This window comes from Herbaspirillum rhizosphaerae, from assembly GCF_046025915.1.
GTDB classification, from domain to species: Bacteria; Pseudomonadota; Gammaproteobacteria; order Burkholderiales; family Burkholderiaceae_D; genus Herbaspirillum; species Herbaspirillum rhizosphaerae_A.
In genome coordinates this window covers 380,537-400,348 of the sequence record NZ_JAQQFR010000001.1, presented here as the reverse complement: position 1 = coordinate 400,348, position 19,812 = coordinate 380,537, and the positions used below count along the sequence as shown (strand labels likewise).

Here is a 19,812-nt window from a genome sequence, read left to right as displayed (position 1 = left end):
CGAACCGACAAGCAGTTCCCATCTCCCGTTTTAGCGAAAGCCTCCGATGTCGTTGTTTTCCCCGCGCTTACTCTCCGCGCAGACAGGCTGTCATGTCTGACTTCTTGCCTGTTCTCTTTTCCAATTATGTCATTCTCTGCATCGGCGCATTCATTGCCGGCTTGGTGGATGCAGTGGTCGGCGGTGGCGGCTTGGTCCTGATCCCGACGCTATTCTCTGTCTTTCCCAATGTCGCGCCGGCGACGCTGCTCGGCACCAACAAGGTGGCCGGTGTCATGGGCACCAGTGCGGCGGCGATCAATTTTGCCCGCAAGGTTCGTATCCATTGGGCGGCGGCAGCGCCCGCAGCGTTGGCTGCATTTGCCTTGTCCTTTATCGGTGCCTATCTGGTCACGCACGTGCCGACGGACTTGATGCGCAAGGCTTTGCCTTTCGTGCTGCTGGCGGTAGCGATTTATACCCTGAAGAAGAAAGACTTCGGCCAGCACCATACGCCGCTGTTGTCTGGCGGCAAGGAAAGACTCTATGCCATCCTGGTTGGTGCCGGAGTAGGTTTCTACGACGGTCTGTTCGGGCCGGGTACCGGCAGCTTCTTTGTATTCTTGTTCGTGCGTATCTTTGGCTATGACTTCCTGCGCGCATCGGCTGTATCGAAGGTGGTCAATATCGCCACCAATCTGGCAGCGCTAGTTTGGTTCTCCTACAGTGGTCACGTGATCTGGCAATTGGGTCTGTTAATGGCAGTGTTCAATATCGGTGGTTCTTTGGTTGGTACCCGATTGGCAATGAAACATGGCAGCAGCTTTGTCCGCAAACTTTTCTTGTTTGTCGTAAGCGCTTTGATTTTGAAGACAGGGTATGACGCGTTCTTAAAATGAACTCGGGATAGATTCCTGCGATTGTTTCACGTGAAACAATCACCGGAGAATATCAAACGACAAAAAGGGAAGCTAAGGCTTCCCTTTTTATTTGCTCAACAATTCTTTCGTCGACCGTCGATGGTTGTTGAGTATCTACATCGGCAACCCAAATTGTTTCACGTGAAACAAAAAGCGTAACTAAAAAGGGAATATCAGGGGGTAGGTCAGATACCCATCCGAAAAAGACTTTATAATCTCGCCTCTGTTCACCGTCTCCACGAGGCGCATTATGCTATTTCCCACACAATTTGATGTCATCGTTGTCGGTGGCGGTCACGCCGGAACCGAAGCCGCATTGGCATCCGCCCGCATGGGCCAAACGACATTGCTGTTGACGCACAACATCGAGACCCTCGGTCAGATGTCCTGCAATCCTTCCATCGGCGGCATCGGCAAAGGCCATCTGGTCAAGGAAGTCGACGCCATGGGCGGGGCGATGGCAATTGCGACTGACGAGGCGGGCATCCAATTCCGCATCCTCAATTCGTCCAAGGGCCCGGCTGTCCGCGCTACGCGCGCCCAGGCTGACCGCATCCTGTACAAGCAAGCAATCCGTTCGCGTCTGGAAAATCAGCCGAATCTGTGGCTGTTCCAACAGGCTGTGGACGATCTGATGGTCGAAGGCGATCGCGTGATCGGCGCGGTGACTCAGGCCGGAATCAAGTTTGCGGGCAGGGCGGTGGTGCTGACCGCGGGGACTTTCCTCGACGGGAAGATCCACGTCGGCCTCAATAACTACTCGGCCGGTCGTGCCGGTGACCCGCCGGCGATCTCCTTGTCGGCGCGACTGAAGGAACTCAAGCTGCCGCAAGGCCGCCTGAAAACCGGTACGCCGCCGCGCATCGATGGTCGCAGCATCGACTTTTCGGTACTGGAAGAACAGCCGGGCGACCTCGATCCTATCCCGGTGTTCTCGGTCATGGGCAATGTCGGTATGCATCCGGCGCAAATGCCGTGCTGGATTACCCATACCAACACCCAGACGCACGACATCATTCGCGCCGGTCTGGATCGCAGCCCCATGTACACCGGCGTGATCGAAGGTGTTGGTCCGCGCTATTGCCCGTCGATTGAAGACAAGATCCACCGCTTCTCGGGCAAGGATTCCCACCAGATCTATCTGGAACCGGAAGGCCTGACGACCAACGAGTTCTACCCCAACGGCATCTCCACCAGCTTGCCGTTCGACGTGCAACTGGCACTGGTGCGCTCGATGCGCGGCATGGAAAACGCCCACATCCTGCGCCCCGGCTATGCCATCGAATACGATTACTTCGATCCGCGCGGCCTGAAGTCGTCGCTGGAAACCCGGCAAATCCAGGGGCTATTCTTTGCCGGCCAGATCAATGGCACCACCGGCTACGAAGAAGCCGCCGCCCAAGGTATGCTGGCCGGCCTCAACGCCGCGCTGCAAACACAGGGCCGCGACTCCTGGACGCCGCGCCGCGACGAGGCCTATCTCGGTGTGCTGGTCGACGACCTGATTACTCAGGGCGTGCAAGAGCCTTACCGCATGTTCACCAGCCGCGCGGAATATCGCCTGAGTCTGCGTGAAGATAACGCTGACCTGCGCCTCACCGAAATCGGCCGCCAACTCGGCTGCGTCGGCGACGCGCAATGGGAAATGTTCGAGAAAAAGCGCGAAGCTGTTTCACGTGAAATGGTACGCCTGAAATCTACCTGGGTGAATCCACGCATCCTCGCAGACGCCGAAGCCGAACGTGTTCTGGGCAAAGCGATTGAGCGCGAATACAACCTGGTCGATTTGCTGCGCCGTCCAAACGTGACCTACGACAGCTTGATGACCATGACCGGCACCGAAGGTCAGGCGCTCGCCGGCCCCGGCGTCACCGATGACCCGGTGCGCGAACAGATCGAGATCCAGATCAAGTACGCCGGCTATATCGACCGCCAGGCCAAGGAAATCGGCCGCCAGGAACACAACGAAAGCATGAAGCTCCCGGCAGACCTCGACTACATGGACGTCAAAGCCCTGTCGATCGAAGTGCGCCAGAAGCTCAACAAGCACAAGCCGGAAACCCTCGGTCAGGCTTCGCGGATTTCTGGAGTAACCCCGGCGGCGCTGTCCTTGCTACTGGTTCATCTGAAAAAGGGCGGCCTGAAAAATGCTGCCGCTGATTCTGCCGACGCACCGGATACCGACAACCACAATCAGGCGGCTTGAGTATTTTGAACACGACGACAATTGACTCGAAACTGGCTGACACATTGAGCGCCGGTGCCGAAGCACTCGGCCTCGCGCTCAGCGCCGGTCAGCAACAGAAACTGCTAGCCTACCTCGCCCTCATGGCGAAGTGGAACCGCACCTACAACCTGACCGCGCTGCGTGATCCGGCGCAGATGATGACCCATCATTTGCTGGATTCGCTGGCCGTAGTCAAGGCCTTCGACGGTGCCACCAATGTGCTGGATGTCGGCGCAGGCGGTGGTTTGCCGGGTATTGTGCTGGCGATCTGGGCGGCCGAGGCACAGCCTGCCATGCGCGTTTCCATGATCGATACGGTGCACAAGAAAACTGCTTTTCTGACGCAAGCCAAGGCAGAGTTGCAATTAAGCAATGTATCCGTCTACACAGCGCGCGTCGAACAGTTGCAGGTTGAGCAATTGTTTGATGTGATCACTTCGCGCGCCTTTGCGGAACTCAATGACTTCGTTAACTGGTCGAATCATCTGTTGCAACCCGGTGGCCATTACATCGCTCTCAAAGGCGTGATGCCGCAGGATGAAATTTCCCGTCTTCCGGAGGGATGGAAAGTCGCCCGCACCGAAGCCTTGCAGGTTCCCGGTCTGGATGCCGAACGTCATCTGATCTTTATCGAAAGGTCCTGAATGTCTACCCAGCTTGCCCGCCGTTTGCTCTCTTCTCTAATGCTGGTCTGCGCCGCTACCGCGGCATTGCCGACGCTGGCTCAGGAAGTCGTCACCGTTCCTTCGGTGGATCTCAAACGCTACGTCGGCAAGTGGTATGAAATCGCGCGCTTTCCCAACAGCTTCCAGAAAAAATGTATCGGCAATGTGACTGCGGAATACCGTGCACGTGCAGACGGCGATATTGACGTCGTCAATCGCTGCAAGGTGGAAGGCGGCGTGCTCGATCAGGCCGACGGCCTGGCGCGCATCACCGAAGGCAGCAACAACACCAAGCTGCAAGTGCGCTTTGCCCCGGCATGGCTGGCATGGTTCCCGCTGGTATGGGGCGACTATTGGATCATCGATCTGGATCCTGACTATTCCGTCGCCACCGTCGGCACGCCGTCGCGCGATTATCTGTGGATCCTGTCGCGCAAACCGGCGCTGTCGACAGCAGAATATGAGGCGGCGGTGAACAACGCCACCAAGCAGGGATTCGATACATCAAAGCTGGTGAAGACACCGCAGCAGTAACAAAGCAACGCAATAAAACGAGGAGACATCATGCAGGCACTCTTTCATACCATGGGCATCACCGATGTCTGGCAACTGGTCGCGGCAACCATCGTGTTCCTGATGCTGCCGGGCCCGGGTACGTTCTGCGTGCTGACCTGTTCGGCCAAGCATGGCTTGCGCGGCGGCTTTGCGGCAATTGCCGGGCTGATGCTGGGCGACATTGTGCTGATGTTTCTGGCGGCGATCGGCGTGGCAGCATTGCTGCATGCGAACCCGGTGCTGTTCAAGGGAATGCAATACATCGGCGCGGCGTATCTTGCTTATCTCGGCGCGCGCCTGCTGTTTGCGAAAGAAGAGGGTGGATCTTCGGTAGTACCGTTTTCAAACATGGCAGATTTCCGCCGCGGCTTTTTCGTGACCTTGATGAATCCGAAAGCGATCGTGTTTTACATGGCATTTTTCCCGCTGTTCATCGAACCGGCAACACAGCAGGGCGCCGCGACTTTTCTCACCATGGGCGCGGTAATTTGCACTTGCACCCTGATCTATGGCAGTCTGCTGGTCCTGGTGGGAAATGCCGCCGCAAAACGCCTTGCGCACAATCGCACGATTGCTACATTGGCGTCGCGTGCGGCCGGTGTTTTCCTGATTGGCTTTGGCATCAAGCTAAGTACACACTGAGCACCAACTGAACAGCAGCGGACCATCAACTGAACATAATCTGCACCAGCATTGCATCAACCCTGAGCACCAACGGAACATTCACTAAAAAGAACCTATGGCTAAAATCTTTTGCGTTGCGAATCAAAAAGGCGGCGTCGGTAAAACCACCACAGCAGTCAATCTCGCCGCCGGTCTGGCGCAGCACAATCAGCGCGTGCTGCTCGCCGACCTCGATCCGCAAGGCAATGCGACCATGGGTTCCGGCATCAACAAGGCCGAGCTCCAGGGCTCGATCTATGAAGTGCTGCTCGGCATGTCCGACATCAAGAGCGTGCGCAAGCGTTCCGAAAGCGGCAACTTCGACGTGCTGCCGGCGAATCGCGAACTAGCCGGCGCCGAAGTTGAAATGGTCGAACTCGAGAACCGCGAAAAGCGCCTCAAAGATGCTTTTGCCGCCGTTGCCGATGACTACGATTTCATTCTCATCGATTGTCCGCCGGCACTGTCGCTGCTGACCCTCAACGGCCTGTGCTCGGCGCATGGCGTAGTGATCCCGATGCAATGCGAATACTATGCACTGGAAGGTTTGTCCGACCTCGTCAACACCATCAAGAAAGTACACGCCAAGCTCAATCCCGATCTCAAGATCATCGGCTTGCTGCGCGTGATGTTCGACCCGCGCATGACACTGTCGCAGCAGGTTTCCGATCAGCTCGAACAGCACTTCGGCGACAAGGTTTTCAAGACCGTCATCCCGCGCAATGTGCGTCTGGCGGAAGCGCCGTCCTACGGCATGCCGGGTGTGAATTTCGACGCTGCGTCGAAGGGCGCTCAGGCTTACATCGCGTTCGGTGCCGAAATGGTCGAACGCATCAAGACGTTGTAATCGTTATAAACGATATAAATAATTTTAGTAATCAGTAATTCAGAAACAGGTAGGTAACCAAGATGGCAACCAAAAAATCAAAAGGCCTCGGCCGCGGTCTCGACGCATTGCTCGGCGGATCTTCCGACATGACCGAAGACGAGCCGGTGATCGCTGGTTTGCCATCGGTGATGCCGGTCACGGATCTGCAAGCCGGCAAGTATCAGCCGCGCAGCCGCATGGATGAAGGCGCACTCAACGAACTCGCCGCATCGATCAAGGAACAAGGCCTGCTGCAACCTATCCTGATCCGCTCCATCGGCCAGAACAACGGCAAGGACATCTACGAAATCATCGCCGGCGAACGCCGCTTCCGCGCCGCCAAGATTGCCGGCCTGACCGAAGTGCCGGTGCTGGTGAAGAACGTCGACGATCAGACTACCGCCGCGATGGCGCTGATCGAAAACATGCAGCGCGAAGATCTGAATCCGCTGGAAGAAGCGCAGGGTATTCATCGCCTCATCACCGATTTCAACTTCACGCATGAGCAAGCTGCCGTGGCCGTCGGCCGTTCGCGCAGCGCGGTGTCGAACCTGCTGCGTTTGCTGAATCTGGCCAAGCCGGTGCAGACCATGCTGATGGCTGGTGATATCGACATGGGTCACGCGCGTGCTTTGCTGGCGGTCGATTCCGCCACGCAGATCAATCTCGCAAACCAGATCGTCGCCAAGCGCATGTCGGTGCGTGAAGCCGAAAAACTCGTCGTGCGTACGACGGCGGAACAAGCGGCATCGAACAAACCACGCGACGGCGGCAAGGAAAAATCGCGCGACATCGCACGCCTGGAAGAAGAACTGTCCGACATCCTCGCCACGCAAGTGTCGATCAAGACTGGTGCCAAAAATAAAGGCCAGCTCATCATCAGCTTCGCCGGCCTTGATGCACTCGATGGCGTGATCGCGCGTCTGCGTGGAGAAGCGGTAGAGCAGTAAAGTAGATGCAATAATGCAGACCGGCAGAGACGCCGGTCGCAATGGACTACAGAAAAGGAAGCGCCATGCCTTACCTGCAACTCGACGTCAACGGTACTTATCCGGCTGAGCAAAAGAAGCAGCTCGCCACGCGCATGGCAAAGACGTATGCCGAGATGATGAGCGTCGACATCCGCCGCATCAGCATTGTTGTCCGTGAATGCGGCGACGGCAGCGTCTGGCGCACCGTCGACAGCGGCGAGGTGGAGCCGGTCTCGGTGCTGATGTGTGACATCCGTCGCGGCCGCACGCCTGAGTTGCGCATGGAAGTCGCCAAGGCTTTGTGCAAGGATTGCATCGACGTACTGGGTCTGCGCGAAGATCGTCTCAATGTCGAATTCACGCAGCACACCGGCGACGAAATGTACCACCCGACCCTGGGCGGCTATAGTCCCGAATGGTCTGCCGGTGAAGCCGAGCCGGACTGATCTGACCTGACTTGCAGCGTGACTCTTTAGTCCGGCGCTGCGGTCATCCCATCTTCAGTATTCACTCCACCTGCAGAAAAATTGTCGCGGTACTGTTGGGCGCTGATTCCCAGTCGCCGCTGGAACACTACGCGCATGTGACTCGCATCTCGGAAGCCGCAACGGTAAGCTACCGTCTTCAGCGGCGCCGCTGAACTCTCCAGCATCACCCGCGCTGCATCGACGCGCGCGCTCTCGATAAACTCCGCCGGCGTCATCCGTGCATCGCGCGCAAACACACGCGCGAAATTGCGCGGGCTGCTGGAGACGACTTTCGCCAGTACGTCGACGCTGAGCTTATCCTGCAAATGTTCGCGCACATAATGCTGCACCTGGCCGACCAGCGACATCTCTTCGGCGTAAGGGGTGAGATAAGGACTGAACTGCGATTGTCCGCCGCTGCGCTGCATGAAGACGACCAGACGCTTGGCGACATTGAGCGTGACTTCCTGCCCCACGTCTTCCGCCAGCAGCGCCAGCGACAGATCGATGCCGGCAGTGACGCCGGCTGATGTCACCAACTTGCCGTCGCGCAGATAGATGCGATCGGCATCGACGTCGACGTCGGGAAAATCGCGCGCCAGTGCCGCCGCATCGTTCCAATGCGTGGTGACGCGCTTGCCATTCAACAGTCCCGCATGCGCGAGCAAGAACGCACCGTTGCAAATCGAACCGTGCCGGCCGGCACGTCCTGCCGCTTGCACCAGCCATTCGCTCAATGCGGCGTCGCGCGCATGCTGCGGCAAGGCCGGGCCGCCAGCTACCAGCAGCAGATCGACGGCATCCTTGGCTTCGCTGTAATGAAGATGCGGCACGATCTGCATACCGTTGGAGCAGGCGATGACATCGCGCGTGCTGCCGATCACCTGCAAGTGATAGTGCTGCTGCGGCAGCAGAAAACGATTGGCCTCCGCGAACACATCCAGCGGGCCGGAAACATCCAGCGCCTGAACGCCGGGAAACACCAGCAGGGCAACAGTAGGCATGGCAGTGAGCAGTAGGTGAAGGTATCGGAGCGGATCAACTGACGCCATCATAGCGCCGTCTCCGCTTACGGGCAGGCGCGCATATGTCCGTGGCAGAAAAACGCCTCAGGATGGCTGTCAACGCGTCCTCGCGGCACTGTCTTTGTTGTGCGCCGCCACCGATAATTTTCTCCATCGGAAACGTGCATCGTGTGCGTTCCTTTGCACCTTCTTCAGGAGAACACATGAACACTTCAACTACCACCGTGGCGACCGCCGACGCCGAGCGTGTCGGCCCGGCGTTTGCGGTCGACGGCATGCTTGCCGCACGCAACAAGACGCGTCAGGCGCTTCGCGATATCGCCGCGCGGGTCAAGCCGGGCATGGAGGAAGAAGATGCCGTCGCCATGGCCAGGCAAGTCCTGATCGACGCCGGCCTCACGTTGAGCTGGCACCCGACGCGCGTGCGCTTCGGCCGCAACACCATCAAGCCGATGCGGCAGGCGTCCGAGCCTGGCGTGGTGTTGCAGGAGAATGATATTTTCTTCATCGATATCGCACCGCGCCATGACGCATGGGAAGGCGATGGCGGCGCTGCTTTCGTTGTCGGTAATCAGGAGGATTACGCACGCTGCGCGCAAGATGCCGAAGCCGTATTTCACGCTGCACGACGCGCATGGAGCGAACAGCAATTGAGCGGCGAAGCGTTGTACGCCTTCGCGGAAAACGAAGCACGCCAGCGCGGTTGGGAATTGAATTTCGATTTGCCGGGACACCGCGTGTCGGATTTCCCGCACGCCGCAATCCACACAGGATCATTGGCGGAATTTGAAGGCGTGCCGTCGGCGATGCGCTGGATTCTGGAGATCCATTTGCGCCATCCTGACCACACCTACGGTGCCTTCTTTGAAGACCTGCTGCTGGAAGACAGTTACTACGTCTGATCACCGTGTTCGCTACGCACAGTGAATGATGCGTAGCGAATCGCGTTGTCAAATCAGGCTTCCTCGCCGAGGAAACCACCACTTTGATGCGACCACAGGCGCGCATACAGGCCATTGTGCGCCAGCAATTCCTGATGGCTGCCTTGTTCGACGATGCGGCCCTGATCGAGCACGATCAATCGGTCCATCGCGGCGATGGTCGACAGGCGGTGCGCGATGGCGACGACGGTCTTGCCTTCCATGAGGCGATACAGGCTTTCCTGAATTGCCGCTTCCACTTCCGAGTCGAGCGCGCTGGTGGCTTCGTCCAGCAGCAGGATAGGCGCATCCTTGAGCATCACGCGGGCGATCGCAATACGCTGGCGCTGTCCGCCGGACAGTTTCACACCACGCTCGCCGACATGCGCGTCATAGCCCTTGCGGCCATGCGCGTCAGCCAGATTGCCGATGAACTCATGCGCTTCGGCGCGGTGTGCAGCAGCGATCATGTCCTCGTCGCCGGCATCAGGACGGCCATACAGAATATTGTCGCGTACCGAGCGATGCAGCAGCGAGGTATCCTGCGTCACCATGCCGACTTGTGCGCGCAGGCTGTCCTGCGTGACGTGGGCGATATCCTGGCCGTCGATCAGTACTCGGCCTTGTTCGACATCGTAAAAGCGCAGCAGCAAATTGACGATGGTCGACTTGCCCGCACCGGAACGGCCGACCAGGCCGATCTTTTCGCCCGGCTGGATGTTCAGGTTCAGCTTGTCGATCACCTGACGCGCATCCGGGCCGGTGGCGCCGTACGCGAAGCTCACGTCTTCAAAACGCAATTCGCCGCGCTTCACTTGCAAGGGCTGCGCGTCCGGCAAATCTTTCACCTCATGCGCGCGTGACAGGGTGTTGATGCCGTCCTGCACGGTGCCGACGTGTTCAAACAGCGCTGCCATTTCCCACATCACCCAGTGCGCGATACCGTTCAGGCGCAGCGCCATCGCAGTTGCCGCCGCGACCGCGCCGATGCCGACCTGGCCTTGTGTCCACAACCACAACGCGACACCGGCCGTCGACAAAATCAGCACCATGTTCAGTGAGTGATTGACGATCTCAAAACCGCTGACCAGACGCATCTGGCGATTTACCGTCACCAGGAAATCCTGCATCGCGCTGCGTGCATAACCCGCCTCGCGACCAGCGTGCGAAAACAATTTGACGGTGGCGATGTTGGTGTACGCATCGGTGATGCGCCCGGTCATCGTCGAGCGTGCATCGGCCTGATTGCGCGCCACTTTCGACAGGCGCGGCACAAAGTAGCGCAGCGCCGCCATATACAACACCAGCCAGCCGAAGAAGGGCAGCAGCATCCACAGATCAAAGCCACCCACCACGGCGGCCATGGTGACGAAGTAGATCATCACGAACACCAGAATGTCGCCCATGATCATGCACACGTCGCGCACCGCGAGCGCAGTTTGCATCACCTTGGCGGCGACGCGGCCGGCGAATTCATCCTGATAGAAACTCATGCTTTGGTTGAGCATCAGGCGATGGAATTTCCAGCGCAGCATCATCGGAAAAGCGCCTGCCATCGTCTGATGCTTGAAGAAGGTCTGCAGCGCAATCAGCAACGGGCTGCCGACCAGCACCACGGCCAGCCATATCAGGCTGCTGCGTTCCTGCGTCCACAACTGCGACGGCTCGATGTGGCTGAGCCAGTCGACGATGCGGCCCATCATCGCAAACAGCAGCGCTTCAAACGCGCCGATGATCGCGGTCAGCGTCGTCATCGCAACAATGTAGCGGCGCAGACCCTTGGTACAGGCCCAGATGAAAGCAGTAAAGCCGCGTGGCGGCGGCTTGGGAATAGTGTCAGGGTAGGGGTGAACCAGTTTTTCAAACCATGCGAGCATGCAATCTCCAAAATATCGCCATGAGAACGTGTCCACGTTCCAGGCACCTGTGTGCACATGACAACGCATGCGGACAGCGTCGGTGCGGCGAAGAACAGAGATTTTAACCCGTTCACCAAAACAGGGCGGGTAGCTTGCTGCAGGCTGACGAACGCCGCCGGCCGGCAGGCGATTGTCCTTGGTTGCACTTGGTTGCATTTATTCCAAAGCCGAAATCGCCCGGATTGCTTATCATCGCAGATGATCTTGCACAGAACCCCTCCGGAACTCACATGACAGCCAACAAGAAAAAAGCCTTCGACCGCCGTGCCATCTGGCAGCTCATCAAACCATACTGGATCTCGGAAGAACGATGGAAGGCCTGGGGCCTGCTGGCGGTGATCATCGCGCTGGTACTGGTGATGGTTTACATCAACGTGCTCTTTACTGACTGGAATCGGACCATGTACGACTCCATTCAAAACAAAGACTACGTTGCTTTCAAGCGCCTGCTCTGGCAATTCTGTTATCTCGCTTTTCCGTACATTGTCGTCGCCACTGCACGTGTCTATCTGACGCAATCGTTGCAGATCCGCTGGCGCAGTTGGATGACGGATAAGTACATGGCGAAGTGGCTGGCGCATCAGGCCTACTACCGCATGGAGCAGGGCCACATTGCCGACAACCCCGATCAGCGTATTGCCGAAGATCTGCGTTCTCTGACATCAAGCACGATCAGTCTGGTGTTGGGCTTCATCTCCAGCGCCGTCACGCTGGTGTCGTTCGTCGGTATTCTGTGGGCCATCAGCGGCCCGGTGTCATTCGCTCTGATGAACCATGAGTTGATCATTCCCGGTTACATGGTGTGGTTCGCCATCGCCTATGCCGGCGTCGGTTCGTGGATCATCTGGTGGATCGGTAAGCCGCTGGTGGTGCAAAGTTTCAACCAGGAGCGTTTCGAGGCGAACTATCGTTTTGGCCTGATCCGCATTCGCGAACATGCAGAAGCGATCGCGTTGTATCGCGGCGAACGGCGCGAGCGCGGTGAACTCAACCTGCGTTTTGAAGACATCCGTCAAAACTGGTGGGCCATTATGCGCACCACCAAGAGCCTCAATATCGCGGTTAATTTCTATGCCCAGTTCGCCAACATTTTTCCATTACTGGTGGCGGCGCCGCGTTACTTTTCCGGGGCGATCACCTTGGGCGTGCTGATGCAGATCAGCAGTGCTTTCGGCCAGGTGCAGGACGCTTTATCCTGGTTCATCAACACCTTCACCACACTGGCCGACTGGAAGGCCAGCATCAACCGTCTGGCCGGTTTCAACCTCGCGGTCGAGCAGGCGCAGAAGCAGCCCGCCAGCATCTCGGTGGAACGCAACAACGTCGGCGCCATTCTGCTTGAAAAGGTCGACCTGGCTTTGCCTGATGGCAGCGCGTTGATCGCCGGCGTCAATGGGACGATTCATTTCGGTGATCGCATCCTCGTCAGCGGCCCCTCCGGTTGCGGCAAGTCGACACTGTTCCGCGCCATCGCCGGCATCTGGCCGTATGGCGGCGGCGATATCCAGATTCCGCACAAGTCCAAACTGATGTTCGTGCCGCAATCGAGTTACCTGCCGATCGGCACGCTGCGTTCGGCGTTGGCATATCCGGCGGACGAGGGCGCCTACACCGATCTGGCAATGCGTCACTATCTCGATCTGTGCCGGCTGTCGCACTTGAAAGACCAGCTCGACGTCTACAACAACTGGGGCAATCGCCTGTCGCCCGGTGAACAGCAGCGCCTGGCGTTTGCGCGCGTATTTCTCACGCGTCCGGAAGTCGTCTTCCTCGACGAAGCCAGTAGCGCCATGGACGGCGAAACTGAAGAGGCCTTGTACTCTCTGCTGCAGGAAGAACTGCCGCAGTCGGCCATCGTCAGCATCGCCCACCGCGAAACCGTGGCGCGCTATCACCAGCAGCGCTGGCATTTTTCCAATCGTGACAATGCTCCCGGTGACAGTGTCAGCCGTCTCAGCATCCAGCCGCTATAGCAACATCCATGACATTGCGCGACGCCGACGCATGGCATCGCGCAATGCTTACTTTGCATAACGGCCTGTGCGTGTCTGTGCAAGAATGTCTTTATTCCCGATACAAGCCCCGATAACTCTCTTAAAAACGCTCCCATGAACGATCCTATCGTGTACCTCAACGGCGAGATGACGCCGCTCTCCGAAGCCCGCATTCCTGTGCTTGACCGCGGCTTCATCTTTGGCGACGGCGTCTACGAAGTCATCCCGATGTATGCCCGCAAACCGTTCCGCGGCACGCACCACATTGCGCGCCTGTTCCGCAGCCTCGGTACCATCGGTATTACAAATCCGCATAGCGAAGCCGAATGGCTGGCGCTGATCGATCGCGTGGTGCAGGCCAACGATCTCAGTGACCAGATCGTCTACATCCAGGTCACGCGCGGTGTCGCCAAGCGCGGCCATGCTTTCCCGAAGGACCCGGTCACGCCGACCGTGTTCATGATGACCAGCCCGCTGGCGGTGCCGTCGGCTGAAGTGCGCGCCAAGGGCGTGGCGTGCGTGACGATGCAAGACAAGCGCTGGTTGAATTGCCAGATCAAGTCGACCTCGCTGCTGGGTAACGTGCTTGCCGCGCAATACGCCGCCGAGCACGAAGTCACCGAAGCGATCCAGTTCCGCGACGGTTTCCTCAGCGAAGCGTCGTCGTCCAACGTCTGGATCGTCAAGGACGGCAAGCTATCGGCGCCGCCGAAAGACAACCTGATCCTGGAAGGTATCCGCTACGGCCTGATCGAAGAATTGTGCAAGTCGCAAGGCATCGTGTTTGAAGCACGCCGCATCACGCAGGAAGAAGTTTTCGCCGCCGATGAAGTGCTGTTGTCCTCGGCCACCAAGGAAGTCTTGCCGGTAGTGACCATCGACGACAAGGCTGTCGGCAACGGCAAGCCGGGCCCGGTGTTCACCAAACTCTACGCGGCTTACCAGGATGCCAAAGCCGCGCTGTCATAAAGCGCTTTTGATGAGTCACTGACGCATGTCCGGCCTTTTATTGTCGATTGGCAAGACATGCGCAAACCGGCTGGTGCATGGCGTAAAATAGGCGCAGTTCCTCGCAGTCCCTATTGAAAGTCGAAAGCCGTACACCATGCCAGCTCCTACCGAAGAATCCCTGATCGAATATCCGAGCGACTTTCCCATCAAAGTCGTCGGCATCATGCACGATGAGTTCGCCAACACCATCGTTGACATGATCACGGAATACGATCCCACTTTCCACGCCGGCAAGGTCGAGATGCGTCCTTCGTCGCAGGGCAAATACCTGTCGCTGACCGTCACCGTGCGTGCGACCAGCCGCGAGCAGCTCGACAACCTGTATCGCGCCTTGTCAGGTCATGAGATGGTCAAGTTTGTGCTGTAAGCCATCAGCCATTCAGCAAGACGTAAAAAAACCGGTTCGCTCCCGCAAGAGTCGAACCGGTTTTTCTTTGTGCGAAGCGTGTTGCTTCAGCGCGCCAGCTTGAAGATACTGACCACCTGCGCCAGGCGGCCGGCCTGATCCTGCAGCGATTGTGCAGCGGCGGCGGCTTGTTCCACCAGCGCTGCATTTTGCTGCGTCGCCTCATCCATAAGCGTGATCGCCTGGCCGACTTCGTTGATACCTGCGCTTTGCTCCTGGCTGGCCGAGCTGATCTCGCCGACGATATCGGTGACGCGCTTGACGCTCGCAACGACTTCACTCATGGTTTCGCCGGCCTGCACGACGAGCTTGCTGCCAACGTCGACCTTCGATACGGAGTCGTCGATCAGCGTTTTGATTTCTTTTGCTGCGGCCGAAGATCGCTGCGCCAGGCTGCGCACTTCCGATGCCACCACCGCAAAGCCGCGGCCTTGTTCGCCGGCGCGTGCGGCTTCGACCGCCGCGTTCAACGCGAGAATATTGGTCTGGAAGGCGATGCCGTCAATCACGCTGATGATGTCCACAATCTTGCGGGAAGAGTCGTTGATCGAACCCATGGTGTCGACCACCTGGCCGACTACCGTGCCACCCTGAATCGCAACTTCCGAGGCCGACACGGCGAGCTGATTTGCCTGGCGCGCGTTGTCGGCATTCTGCTTCACAGTGGAGGTCAGTTCCTCCATCGCCGAGGCGGTTTCTTCCAGTGAACCGGCTTGTTGTTCGGTGCGCGACGACAGGTCGAGATTACCGCTGGCGATTTCGCTCGATGCGGTGCTGATGGTATCGGTACCCACACGCACCTGGCTGACGATATTGAGCAGGTTGTCGTTCATGGTCTTCAATGCGGTCAGCAACTGGCCGGTTTCATCTTTGCCGCTAGAGACGATGGTGGAGCTCAGGTCGCCCGATGCCACCGTTTCGGCAATGCCGACGGCCTGGGTCAGCGGACGCGTAATGCTGACCGTCAACAGCCATGCCAACACGCCGCCCAGCACCAGTTCAACCACACCGAGGATGATCAGCATGTTGCGGCTGGAAGAGTAATAGTTGCCGACAGCTTCCGCCGAATTGGTGATTTCCTGTCGTTGCAAGTCGCGGAACTTGGCGACTGCGCCGGTGTAAGAGGTATACAAGGGCGTGAATTTTTCAGCGGTCATTTTCTTGACCGCGTCGAGGTCGCCGGCTTTTTTCAATTTGAAAATATCGTTGCGGGCAACCTGATATATATCACGGGTCTTGTTGATCTCGGCCAACAGCGCAACTTCTTGCGGTGCGGTATTGATCTCCTCGATCTTCTTGCGCATCGGTGCGATACGTGCCGACTCAGCTGCAATCTGTGCCTGGAAGAACTGTTGTGCGTCAGGATCTTCCGTCTTGATCACCGCCAGGGTGCGGATGCCGCTTTCGCGTATCACGGCCAGCCATTCGTTCGCATTGCGTTCGTTGGTGATCGAGTCACCCGTCATAGAGACAACCGCCGCATTGATCTGCTGCAGGCGCCAGATGCTAATGCCCAGCATGACGACCATCAGCATCAGAATGGCGAAAAAGCCGATGCCGAGACGTATGCCGATTTTTAGATTTTTCATGTTCGATCTCCTAACGAAACTGGTGAAACTCAATACAAAAAATGCCCAGCCAGAAAATGACCTGGATAAGGATGGGTAAGACAACAACAAACAAGCGGTGACATCAGAGACAGCAATGCGGCAGCCGGCGCGAAGCGAGGCAAAGCACAACCTGTCTTGCGGTTAGCAATCGGTGCTGCGCATGCAAAGAGGAGAGGGTTTTATCAGCATCTTATTTGCTGCCAGTCGCAATGGCGGTAATCCGTGCGACGCCGTCGGCAAACAAACGCAGATGCTCGTCGGCAATTATCCTTGCCGCTCTATGGACATACGATAGAGTATTTCGATGGCTGGCTAGCAGGTGAACAGAGAGGTTTTCCCGCAGCATTTGCTTGTTTGTGCGGGATTGCGGGCGGGCAAGCGGGCAGCCGCGAGAGTGCGCCGGGCAGAATTCAGTTGGAGACTCGGCCGGGCCAGCGGCTGTGTGCTTTGAAAAGTGCGATTTCTTCTTCGAGCCAAGTGCGGAAATGCTGCACCTGCGGTTTTATCGCGACGTCGGGCACGGTGACGAAATAATAGGCGCGGTCGCTCAGCAGTGCGATGTCGAACAAGCGCACCAGCTCGCCGGCGGCGATTTCCTGTGACGCAATGGCATGGCGCGTCAGCGCGACACCGGCGCCGTCCGCAGCCGCGCGCAACGTCAGCGACGAGTCTTCCGTCACCAGTCCACCGGCCGGATCGGGCAGATCCAGCCCGGCCAGTGCAAACCACGGCAGCCAAGATTCCTGCAGACCATCCATGCGCAACAGCACGCAGTCGCGCAATTGCTGCGGCGAAGAGGGCAAGCGACCCTGGCGATAGTGCGGGCTGGCAACCGGGTAATAGAACTCTTCCAGGATTTTTTCCGACTTCAGGCCCGGATAATTGCCGACACCAAAGCGCAGGCCTACGTCGATGCCGTCGCGGGCCAGATCGTTGAGATGGCTGCTGGATTGCAACACCACTTCAATCCCGGGATGGCGGTCGACAAATTTCCACAGTCGCGGCGCCAGCCAGCGCGAGGCAAAGGAGGGCGGTGAAGACACCACCAGACGTTGCTGCCGGTTTTGCTCTTGCAATGCTGCGGTTGCGGTCGCGATTTCACCGAGCGACTTGCGGATGGCCGCGGCAAAACGCTGGCCGCTTTCGGTGATGGCGATGCGCTTGCCGTTGCGGGTGAACAACAGCAGTCCCAATTCTTCTTCCAGCGCGCGGATTTGGTGACTGATCGCGCCCGGCGTGACGTGGATTTCTTCCGCCGCCCGCGAAAAACTCTCATGCCGTGCTGCCGCTTCAAAAGCGCGCAGAGCAGCGAGGTTGGGCAGTTTGCGGAAATCAACCATGGGTGTGTTTCTTTGTGAGAAAAACTAGCAAGAATGGAGAATATATATCGTTTTGGTTTGCCCGTGGCGCTGACTAGAATAGCTCCATCGGTCAGGCATTTTATTCGTAAAAGCCCCGCAGAAAGCCGCTTTCGGCCGATCAGTTTCCCGCAAAAGGTAATCCAAAGAGGCCGCATCATGCAAAATATTTTCACTAGAAGGCAAATCCGGCTGCAAGCCGGCGACGTGACGTCGCTGCAGGTCACGCGTCCGATCTGCCTGAAAGTCGGCAGCGGCCGCGTGTGGATAACCATTGAAGGGGGCCGCACTGATTACTGGCTTTCCGGCGGACAAATCCTGGACATTCCCGGTCAGGGTCTGGTGGTCATCGAATCGGTCAACACGGCCAGCAAACTGCAAATCGGCCTGTGCCGTCGTCACTGGCTTGTGCGCCTGACCAAGGTGGCTAATGCCGTGGCACGTCGTTTCGGCAGCCGCAATCGTGCCGTTGTAACCGCAGGAAAAATCACCGAAGCGCCGGGAAGCTGCAGCCAGTAAGGCTTTTAACGGAAAATTGCTGCATGGACAATCCATGCGGCGCGGGCGGCAATCCGGGATTTTCGTTACACTTGCCGTCATGCGAACCGCTCCACAGATTATTCACCGTGGCGTCGAGGCTTACGAAACCAGCTTCAACGCCATGCGCGCCTACACCGACAGCCGCACCGCCGATTCCCCCGACCAGCTCTGGATTGTCGAACACCCGCCGGTGTTCACCCTCGGTCTGGGTGCCGACATGGCCCACGTGCTCAATCCCCACGCCATCCCCGTGATCCAGACCGACCGCGGCGGCGAAGTGACCTACCACGGCCCCGGCCAAGTGGTGATCTACCTGCTCATGGACTTGCGCCGCAACCATCCCGGCGCCCGCTTGTTCGCCCGCGAATTCGTGCAAAAGATCGAGCAGGCGGTGATCGACACGCTGGCGGCGTATAATCTGGCTGGTGAGCGCAAGCAGGGCGCGCCCGGCATCTATGTCAGTTCAGGGCCGTGGCAGGGTGCCAAGATCGCTGCGCTGGGATTGAAAATTCGCAGCAACGGTTGCACCTATCACGGCGTGTCGCTCAATGTAGCGATGGATCTGGCGCCGTTTTCCTGGATCAACCCTTGCGGCTACGAAGGCCTCGCCACCGTCGACATGCAGACGCTGGACGTCGCCGCTTCGCTGAGCGACGTGCAAACGAAGCTCGCCGACAAACTCGTTGAGCATTTTGCTTTTTCGCCATCCGCGTGAGATGGCATCAGACATCACTACTATGACTACCGACATCACAACAGCCGAAGTTTCGCTGCGTAACCCCACCGACAAGCAAAAGGGCGCCGGCAAAACGGCCTGGATCCCGATCAAGATCATGCCGGCGGAAAAGCTCAAGAAGCCTGACTGGATTCGCGTCAAGGCCGGCTCGCCGACCACCCGTTTTTACGAAATCAAAGACATTCTGCGCGCCAACAATCTGGTGACGGTGTGCGAAGAAGCATCCTGCCCCAACATCGGCGAATGCTTCGGCAAGGGCACGGCGACCTTCATGATCATGGGCGACAAGTGCACCCGCCGCTGCCCGTTCTGCGACGTCGGCCACGGCCGTCCCGATCCGCTTGATCCTAACGAGCCGGAAAACCTGGCCCGCACCATCGCCCAACTCAAGCTGAGCTACGTCGTCATCACCAGCGTCGACCGCGACGATCTGCGCGACGGCGGCGCCGGCCACTTCGCCGCCTGCATCCAGCGCGTGCGTGAGCTGTCGCCAGAGACGCGTATCGAAATCCTGACCCCGGACTTCCGTGGCCGTATGGATCGCGCGTTGGAAATCCTCAAGATGGCGCCGCCGGACGTCATGAACCATAACCTCGAAACCGCACCGCGCCTCTACAAGGAAGCGCGTCCGGGTTCCGACTACGAATACTCGCTGAACCTGCTGAAGCGCTTCAAGGATCTGCATCCGAATACCCCGACCAAGTCCGGCATCATGGTCGGCCTCGGCGAGACCGACGAAGAAGTCCTGCAAGTCATGCGCGACATGCGCGCCCACAACGTCGACATGCTCACCATCGGCCAATACCTGATGCCAAGCGGTGACCACTTGCCGGTACGCCGCTACGTACATCCCGACACCTTCAAGATGTACGAAGAAGAAGCCTACAAGATGGGCTTCGTGCACGCTGCGGTCGGCGCGATGGTGCGTTCGAGCTACCACGCGGATCAACAGGCGCATGGTTTGGTTGGTTAAGGTAT

19 protein-coding genes are annotated in these 19,812 nt (G+C 58.2%); 15 read left to right on the top strand and 4 right to left on the bottom strand.

The features are described from left to right. The first annotated feature begins 92 nt into the window (after positions 1–92). The 8 genes from PQR63_RS01850 (at position 93) to PQR63_RS01815 (ending at position 7,294) form a co-directional block, all read left to right on the top strand. Complete coding sequence (locus PQR63_RS01850) at positions 93–878, top strand: sulfite exporter TauE/SafE family protein (protein ID WP_408165128.1); 786 nt, start codon at positions 93–95, stop codon at positions 876–878. A 271-nt stretch (positions 879–1,149) separates the two neighbouring features. Beyond that, on the top strand, positions 1,150–3,105 hold the full coding sequence (gene mnmG / locus PQR63_RS01845) for a tRNA uridine-5-carboxymethylaminomethyl(34) synthesis enzyme MnmG (RefSeq protein ID WP_408165126.1): 1,956 nt from the start codon (positions 1,150–1,152) through the stop codon (positions 3,103–3,105). Between the two features lie 5 nt (positions 3,106–3,110). Beyond that, positions 3,111–3,770, top strand: a complete 660-nt coding sequence (gene rsmG, locus PQR63_RS01840; protein WP_408165366.1) for a 16S rRNA (guanine(527)-N(7))-methyltransferase RsmG — start codon at positions 3,111–3,113, stop codon at positions 3,768–3,770. After that, positions 3,771–4,325, top strand: coding sequence for a lipocalin family protein (locus PQR63_RS01835; RefSeq protein ID WP_408165124.1), 555 nt, complete (start codon positions 3,771–3,773; stop codon positions 4,323–4,325). 30 nt (positions 4,326–4,355) lie between these two features. After that, positions 4,356–4,988 (top strand): leucine efflux protein LeuE, encoded by a 633-nt coding sequence (gene leuE / locus PQR63_RS01830; RefSeq protein ID WP_408165122.1) that lies wholly within the window; start codon positions 4,356–4,358, stop codon positions 4,986–4,988. Positions 4,989–5,085: 97 nt separating this feature from the next. Next, on the top strand, positions 5,086–5,856 hold the full coding sequence (locus tag PQR63_RS01825) for a ParA family protein (protein ID WP_408165120.1): 771 nt from the start codon (positions 5,086–5,088) through the stop codon (positions 5,854–5,856). Between the two features lie 62 nt (positions 5,857–5,918). Further along, positions 5,919–6,827 carry a ParB/RepB/Spo0J family partition protein gene (locus PQR63_RS01820; protein WP_408165118.1) on the top strand — a complete coding sequence of 303 codons (909 nt, stop codon included), beginning with the start codon at positions 5,919–5,921 and terminating at the stop codon, positions 6,825–6,827. 65 nt (positions 6,828–6,892) lie between these two features. Continuing rightward, the gene (locus PQR63_RS01815) at positions 6,893–7,294 is read left to right on the top strand and encodes a tautomerase family protein (protein ID WP_408165116.1); all 402 of its coding nucleotides are present in this window, start codon (positions 6,893–6,895) and stop codon (positions 7,292–7,294) included. A 26-nt stretch (positions 7,295–7,320) separates the two neighbouring features. On the opposite strand, the gene PQR63_RS01810 is transcribed toward PQR63_RS01815, so the two are convergent. Continuing rightward, positions 7,321–8,319, bottom strand: a complete 999-nt coding sequence (locus tag PQR63_RS01810; protein ID WP_408165115.1) for a GlxA family transcriptional regulator — start codon at positions 8,317–8,319, stop codon at positions 7,321–7,323. Positions 8,320–8,543: 224 nt separating this feature from the next. Here PQR63_RS01810 and PQR63_RS01805 point away from each other — a divergent pair, with 224 nt between their 5' ends. Next, entirely contained in the window at positions 8,544–9,242 is a 699-nt protein-coding gene (locus PQR63_RS01805; RefSeq protein ID WP_408165113.1) for a M24 family metallopeptidase, read from the top strand. A gap of 53 nt (positions 9,243–9,295) precedes the next feature. Here the strand turns inward: PQR63_RS01805 and PQR63_RS01800 are convergent, their stop codons facing one another. Next, a complete protein-coding gene (locus PQR63_RS01800; RefSeq protein ID WP_408165111.1) occupies positions 9,296–11,137 on the bottom strand; it encodes an ABC transporter ATP-binding protein in 1,842 nt (613 codons plus the stop codon). A 272-nt stretch (positions 11,138–11,409) separates the two neighbouring features. Here PQR63_RS01800 and PQR63_RS01795 point away from each other — a divergent pair, with 272 nt between their 5' ends. The 3 genes from PQR63_RS01795 to PQR63_RS01785 all read left to right on the top strand — a co-directional run bounded on the left by PQR63_RS01795 (position 11,410) and on the right by PQR63_RS01785 (position 14,551). Continuing rightward, positions 11,410–13,152 (top strand): ABC transporter ATP-binding protein/permease, encoded by a 1,743-nt coding sequence (locus PQR63_RS01795; RefSeq protein WP_408165109.1) that lies wholly within the window; start codon positions 11,410–11,412, stop codon positions 13,150–13,152. Positions 13,153–13,287: 135 nt separating this feature from the next. After that, positions 13,288–14,142, top strand: coding sequence for a D-amino acid aminotransferase (locus PQR63_RS01790; RefSeq protein WP_408165107.1), 855 nt, complete (start codon positions 13,288–13,290; stop codon positions 14,140–14,142). Between the two features lie 136 nt (positions 14,143–14,278). Then, positions 14,279–14,551 (top strand): HP0495 family protein, encoded by a 273-nt coding sequence (locus PQR63_RS01785; RefSeq protein WP_094565970.1) that lies wholly within the window; start codon positions 14,279–14,281, stop codon positions 14,549–14,551. 86 nt (positions 14,552–14,637) lie between these two features. Here the strand turns inward: PQR63_RS01785 and PQR63_RS01780 are convergent, their stop codons facing one another. Further along, positions 14,638–16,179 carry a methyl-accepting chemotaxis protein gene (locus PQR63_RS01780; RefSeq protein WP_408165105.1) on the bottom strand — a complete coding sequence of 514 codons (1,542 nt, stop codon included), beginning with the start codon at positions 16,177–16,179 and terminating at the stop codon, positions 14,638–14,640. A gap of 431 nt (positions 16,180–16,610) precedes the next feature. Next, positions 16,611–17,540 (bottom strand): transcriptional regulator GcvA, encoded by a 930-nt coding sequence (gene gcvA / locus PQR63_RS01775; protein WP_408165103.1) that lies wholly within the window; start codon positions 17,538–17,540, stop codon positions 16,611–16,613. Between the two features lie 177 nt (positions 17,541–17,717). Here gcvA and PQR63_RS01770 point away from each other — a divergent pair, with 177 nt between their 5' ends. From PQR63_RS01770 to lipA, 3 genes are all read left to right on the top strand, one after another. After that, positions 17,718–18,077 carry a DUF2917 domain-containing protein gene (locus PQR63_RS01770; RefSeq protein ID WP_408165101.1) on the top strand — a complete coding sequence of 120 codons (360 nt, stop codon included), beginning with the start codon at positions 17,718–17,720 and terminating at the stop codon, positions 18,075–18,077. A 79-nt stretch (positions 18,078–18,156) separates the two neighbouring features. After that, positions 18,157–18,813 (top strand): lipoyl(octanoyl) transferase LipB, encoded by a 657-nt coding sequence (lipB, locus tag PQR63_RS01765; RefSeq protein WP_094565966.1) that lies wholly within the window; start codon positions 18,157–18,159, stop codon positions 18,811–18,813. Between the two features lie 22 nt (positions 18,814–18,835). Then, complete coding sequence (gene lipA / locus PQR63_RS01760) at positions 18,836–19,807, top strand: lipoyl synthase (RefSeq protein WP_408165099.1); 972 nt, start codon at positions 18,836–18,838, stop codon at positions 19,805–19,807. The last annotated feature ends 5 nt before the right edge of the window (positions 19,808–19,812 follow it).

What these genes read in the sequence shown, in the direction of transcription:
- PQR63_RS01820 (WP_408165118.1), top strand. Translation starts at nt 5,919, where the DNA reads ATGGCAACCAAAAAATCAAAAGGCCTCGGCCGCGGTCTCGACGCATTG.
- PQR63_RS01810 (WP_408165115.1), bottom strand. Translation starts at nt 8,319, where the DNA reads ATGCCTACTGTTGCCCTGCTGGTGTTTCCCGGCGTTCAGGCGCTGGAT.
- PQR63_RS01780 (WP_408165105.1), bottom strand. Translation starts at nt 16,179, where the DNA reads ATGAAAAATCTAAAAATCGGCATACGTCTCGGCATCGGCTTTTTCGCC.
- PQR63_RS01835 (WP_408165124.1), top strand. Translation starts at nt 3,771, where the DNA reads ATGTCTACCCAGCTTGCCCGCCGTTTGCTCTCTTCTCTAATGCTGGTC.
- PQR63_RS01805 (WP_408165113.1), top strand. Translation starts at nt 8,544, where the DNA reads ATGAACACTTCAACTACCACCGTGGCGACCGCCGACGCCGAGCGTGTC.
- PQR63_RS01785 (WP_094565970.1), top strand. Translation starts at nt 14,279, where the DNA reads ATGCCAGCTCCTACCGAAGAATCCCTGATCGAATATCCGAGCGACTTT.
- PQR63_RS01790 (WP_408165107.1), top strand. Translation starts at nt 13,288, where the DNA reads ATGAACGATCCTATCGTGTACCTCAACGGCGAGATGACGCCGCTCTCC.
- mnmG (WP_408165126.1), top strand. Translation starts at nt 1,150, where the DNA reads ATGCTATTTCCCACACAATTTGATGTCATCGTTGTCGGTGGCGGTCAC.
- lipB (WP_094565966.1), top strand. Translation starts at nt 18,157, where the DNA reads ATGCGAACCGCTCCACAGATTATTCACCGTGGCGTCGAGGCTTACGAA.
- leuE (WP_408165122.1), top strand. Translation starts at nt 4,356, where the DNA reads ATGCAGGCACTCTTTCATACCATGGGCATCACCGATGTCTGGCAACTG.
- gcvA (WP_408165103.1), bottom strand. Translation starts at nt 17,540, where the DNA reads ATGGTTGATTTCCGCAAACTGCCCAACCTCGCTGCTCTGCGCGCTTTT.
- PQR63_RS01800 (WP_408165111.1), bottom strand. Translation starts at nt 11,137, where the DNA reads ATGCTCGCATGGTTTGAAAAACTGGTTCACCCCTACCCTGACACTATT.
- PQR63_RS01850 (WP_408165128.1), top strand. Translation starts at nt 93, where the DNA reads ATGTCTGACTTCTTGCCTGTTCTCTTTTCCAATTATGTCATTCTCTGC.
- PQR63_RS01815 (WP_408165116.1), top strand. Translation starts at nt 6,893, where the DNA reads ATGCCTTACCTGCAACTCGACGTCAACGGTACTTATCCGGCTGAGCAA.
- PQR63_RS01795 (WP_408165109.1), top strand. Translation starts at nt 11,410, where the DNA reads ATGACAGCCAACAAGAAAAAAGCCTTCGACCGCCGTGCCATCTGGCAG.
- PQR63_RS01770 (WP_408165101.1), top strand. Translation starts at nt 17,718, where the DNA reads ATGCAAAATATTTTCACTAGAAGGCAAATCCGGCTGCAAGCCGGCGAC.
- PQR63_RS01825 (WP_408165120.1), top strand. Translation starts at nt 5,086, where the DNA reads ATGGCTAAAATCTTTTGCGTTGCGAATCAAAAAGGCGGCGTCGGTAAA.
- lipA (WP_408165099.1), top strand. Translation starts at nt 18,836, where the DNA reads ATGACTACCGACATCACAACAGCCGAAGTTTCGCTGCGTAACCCCACC.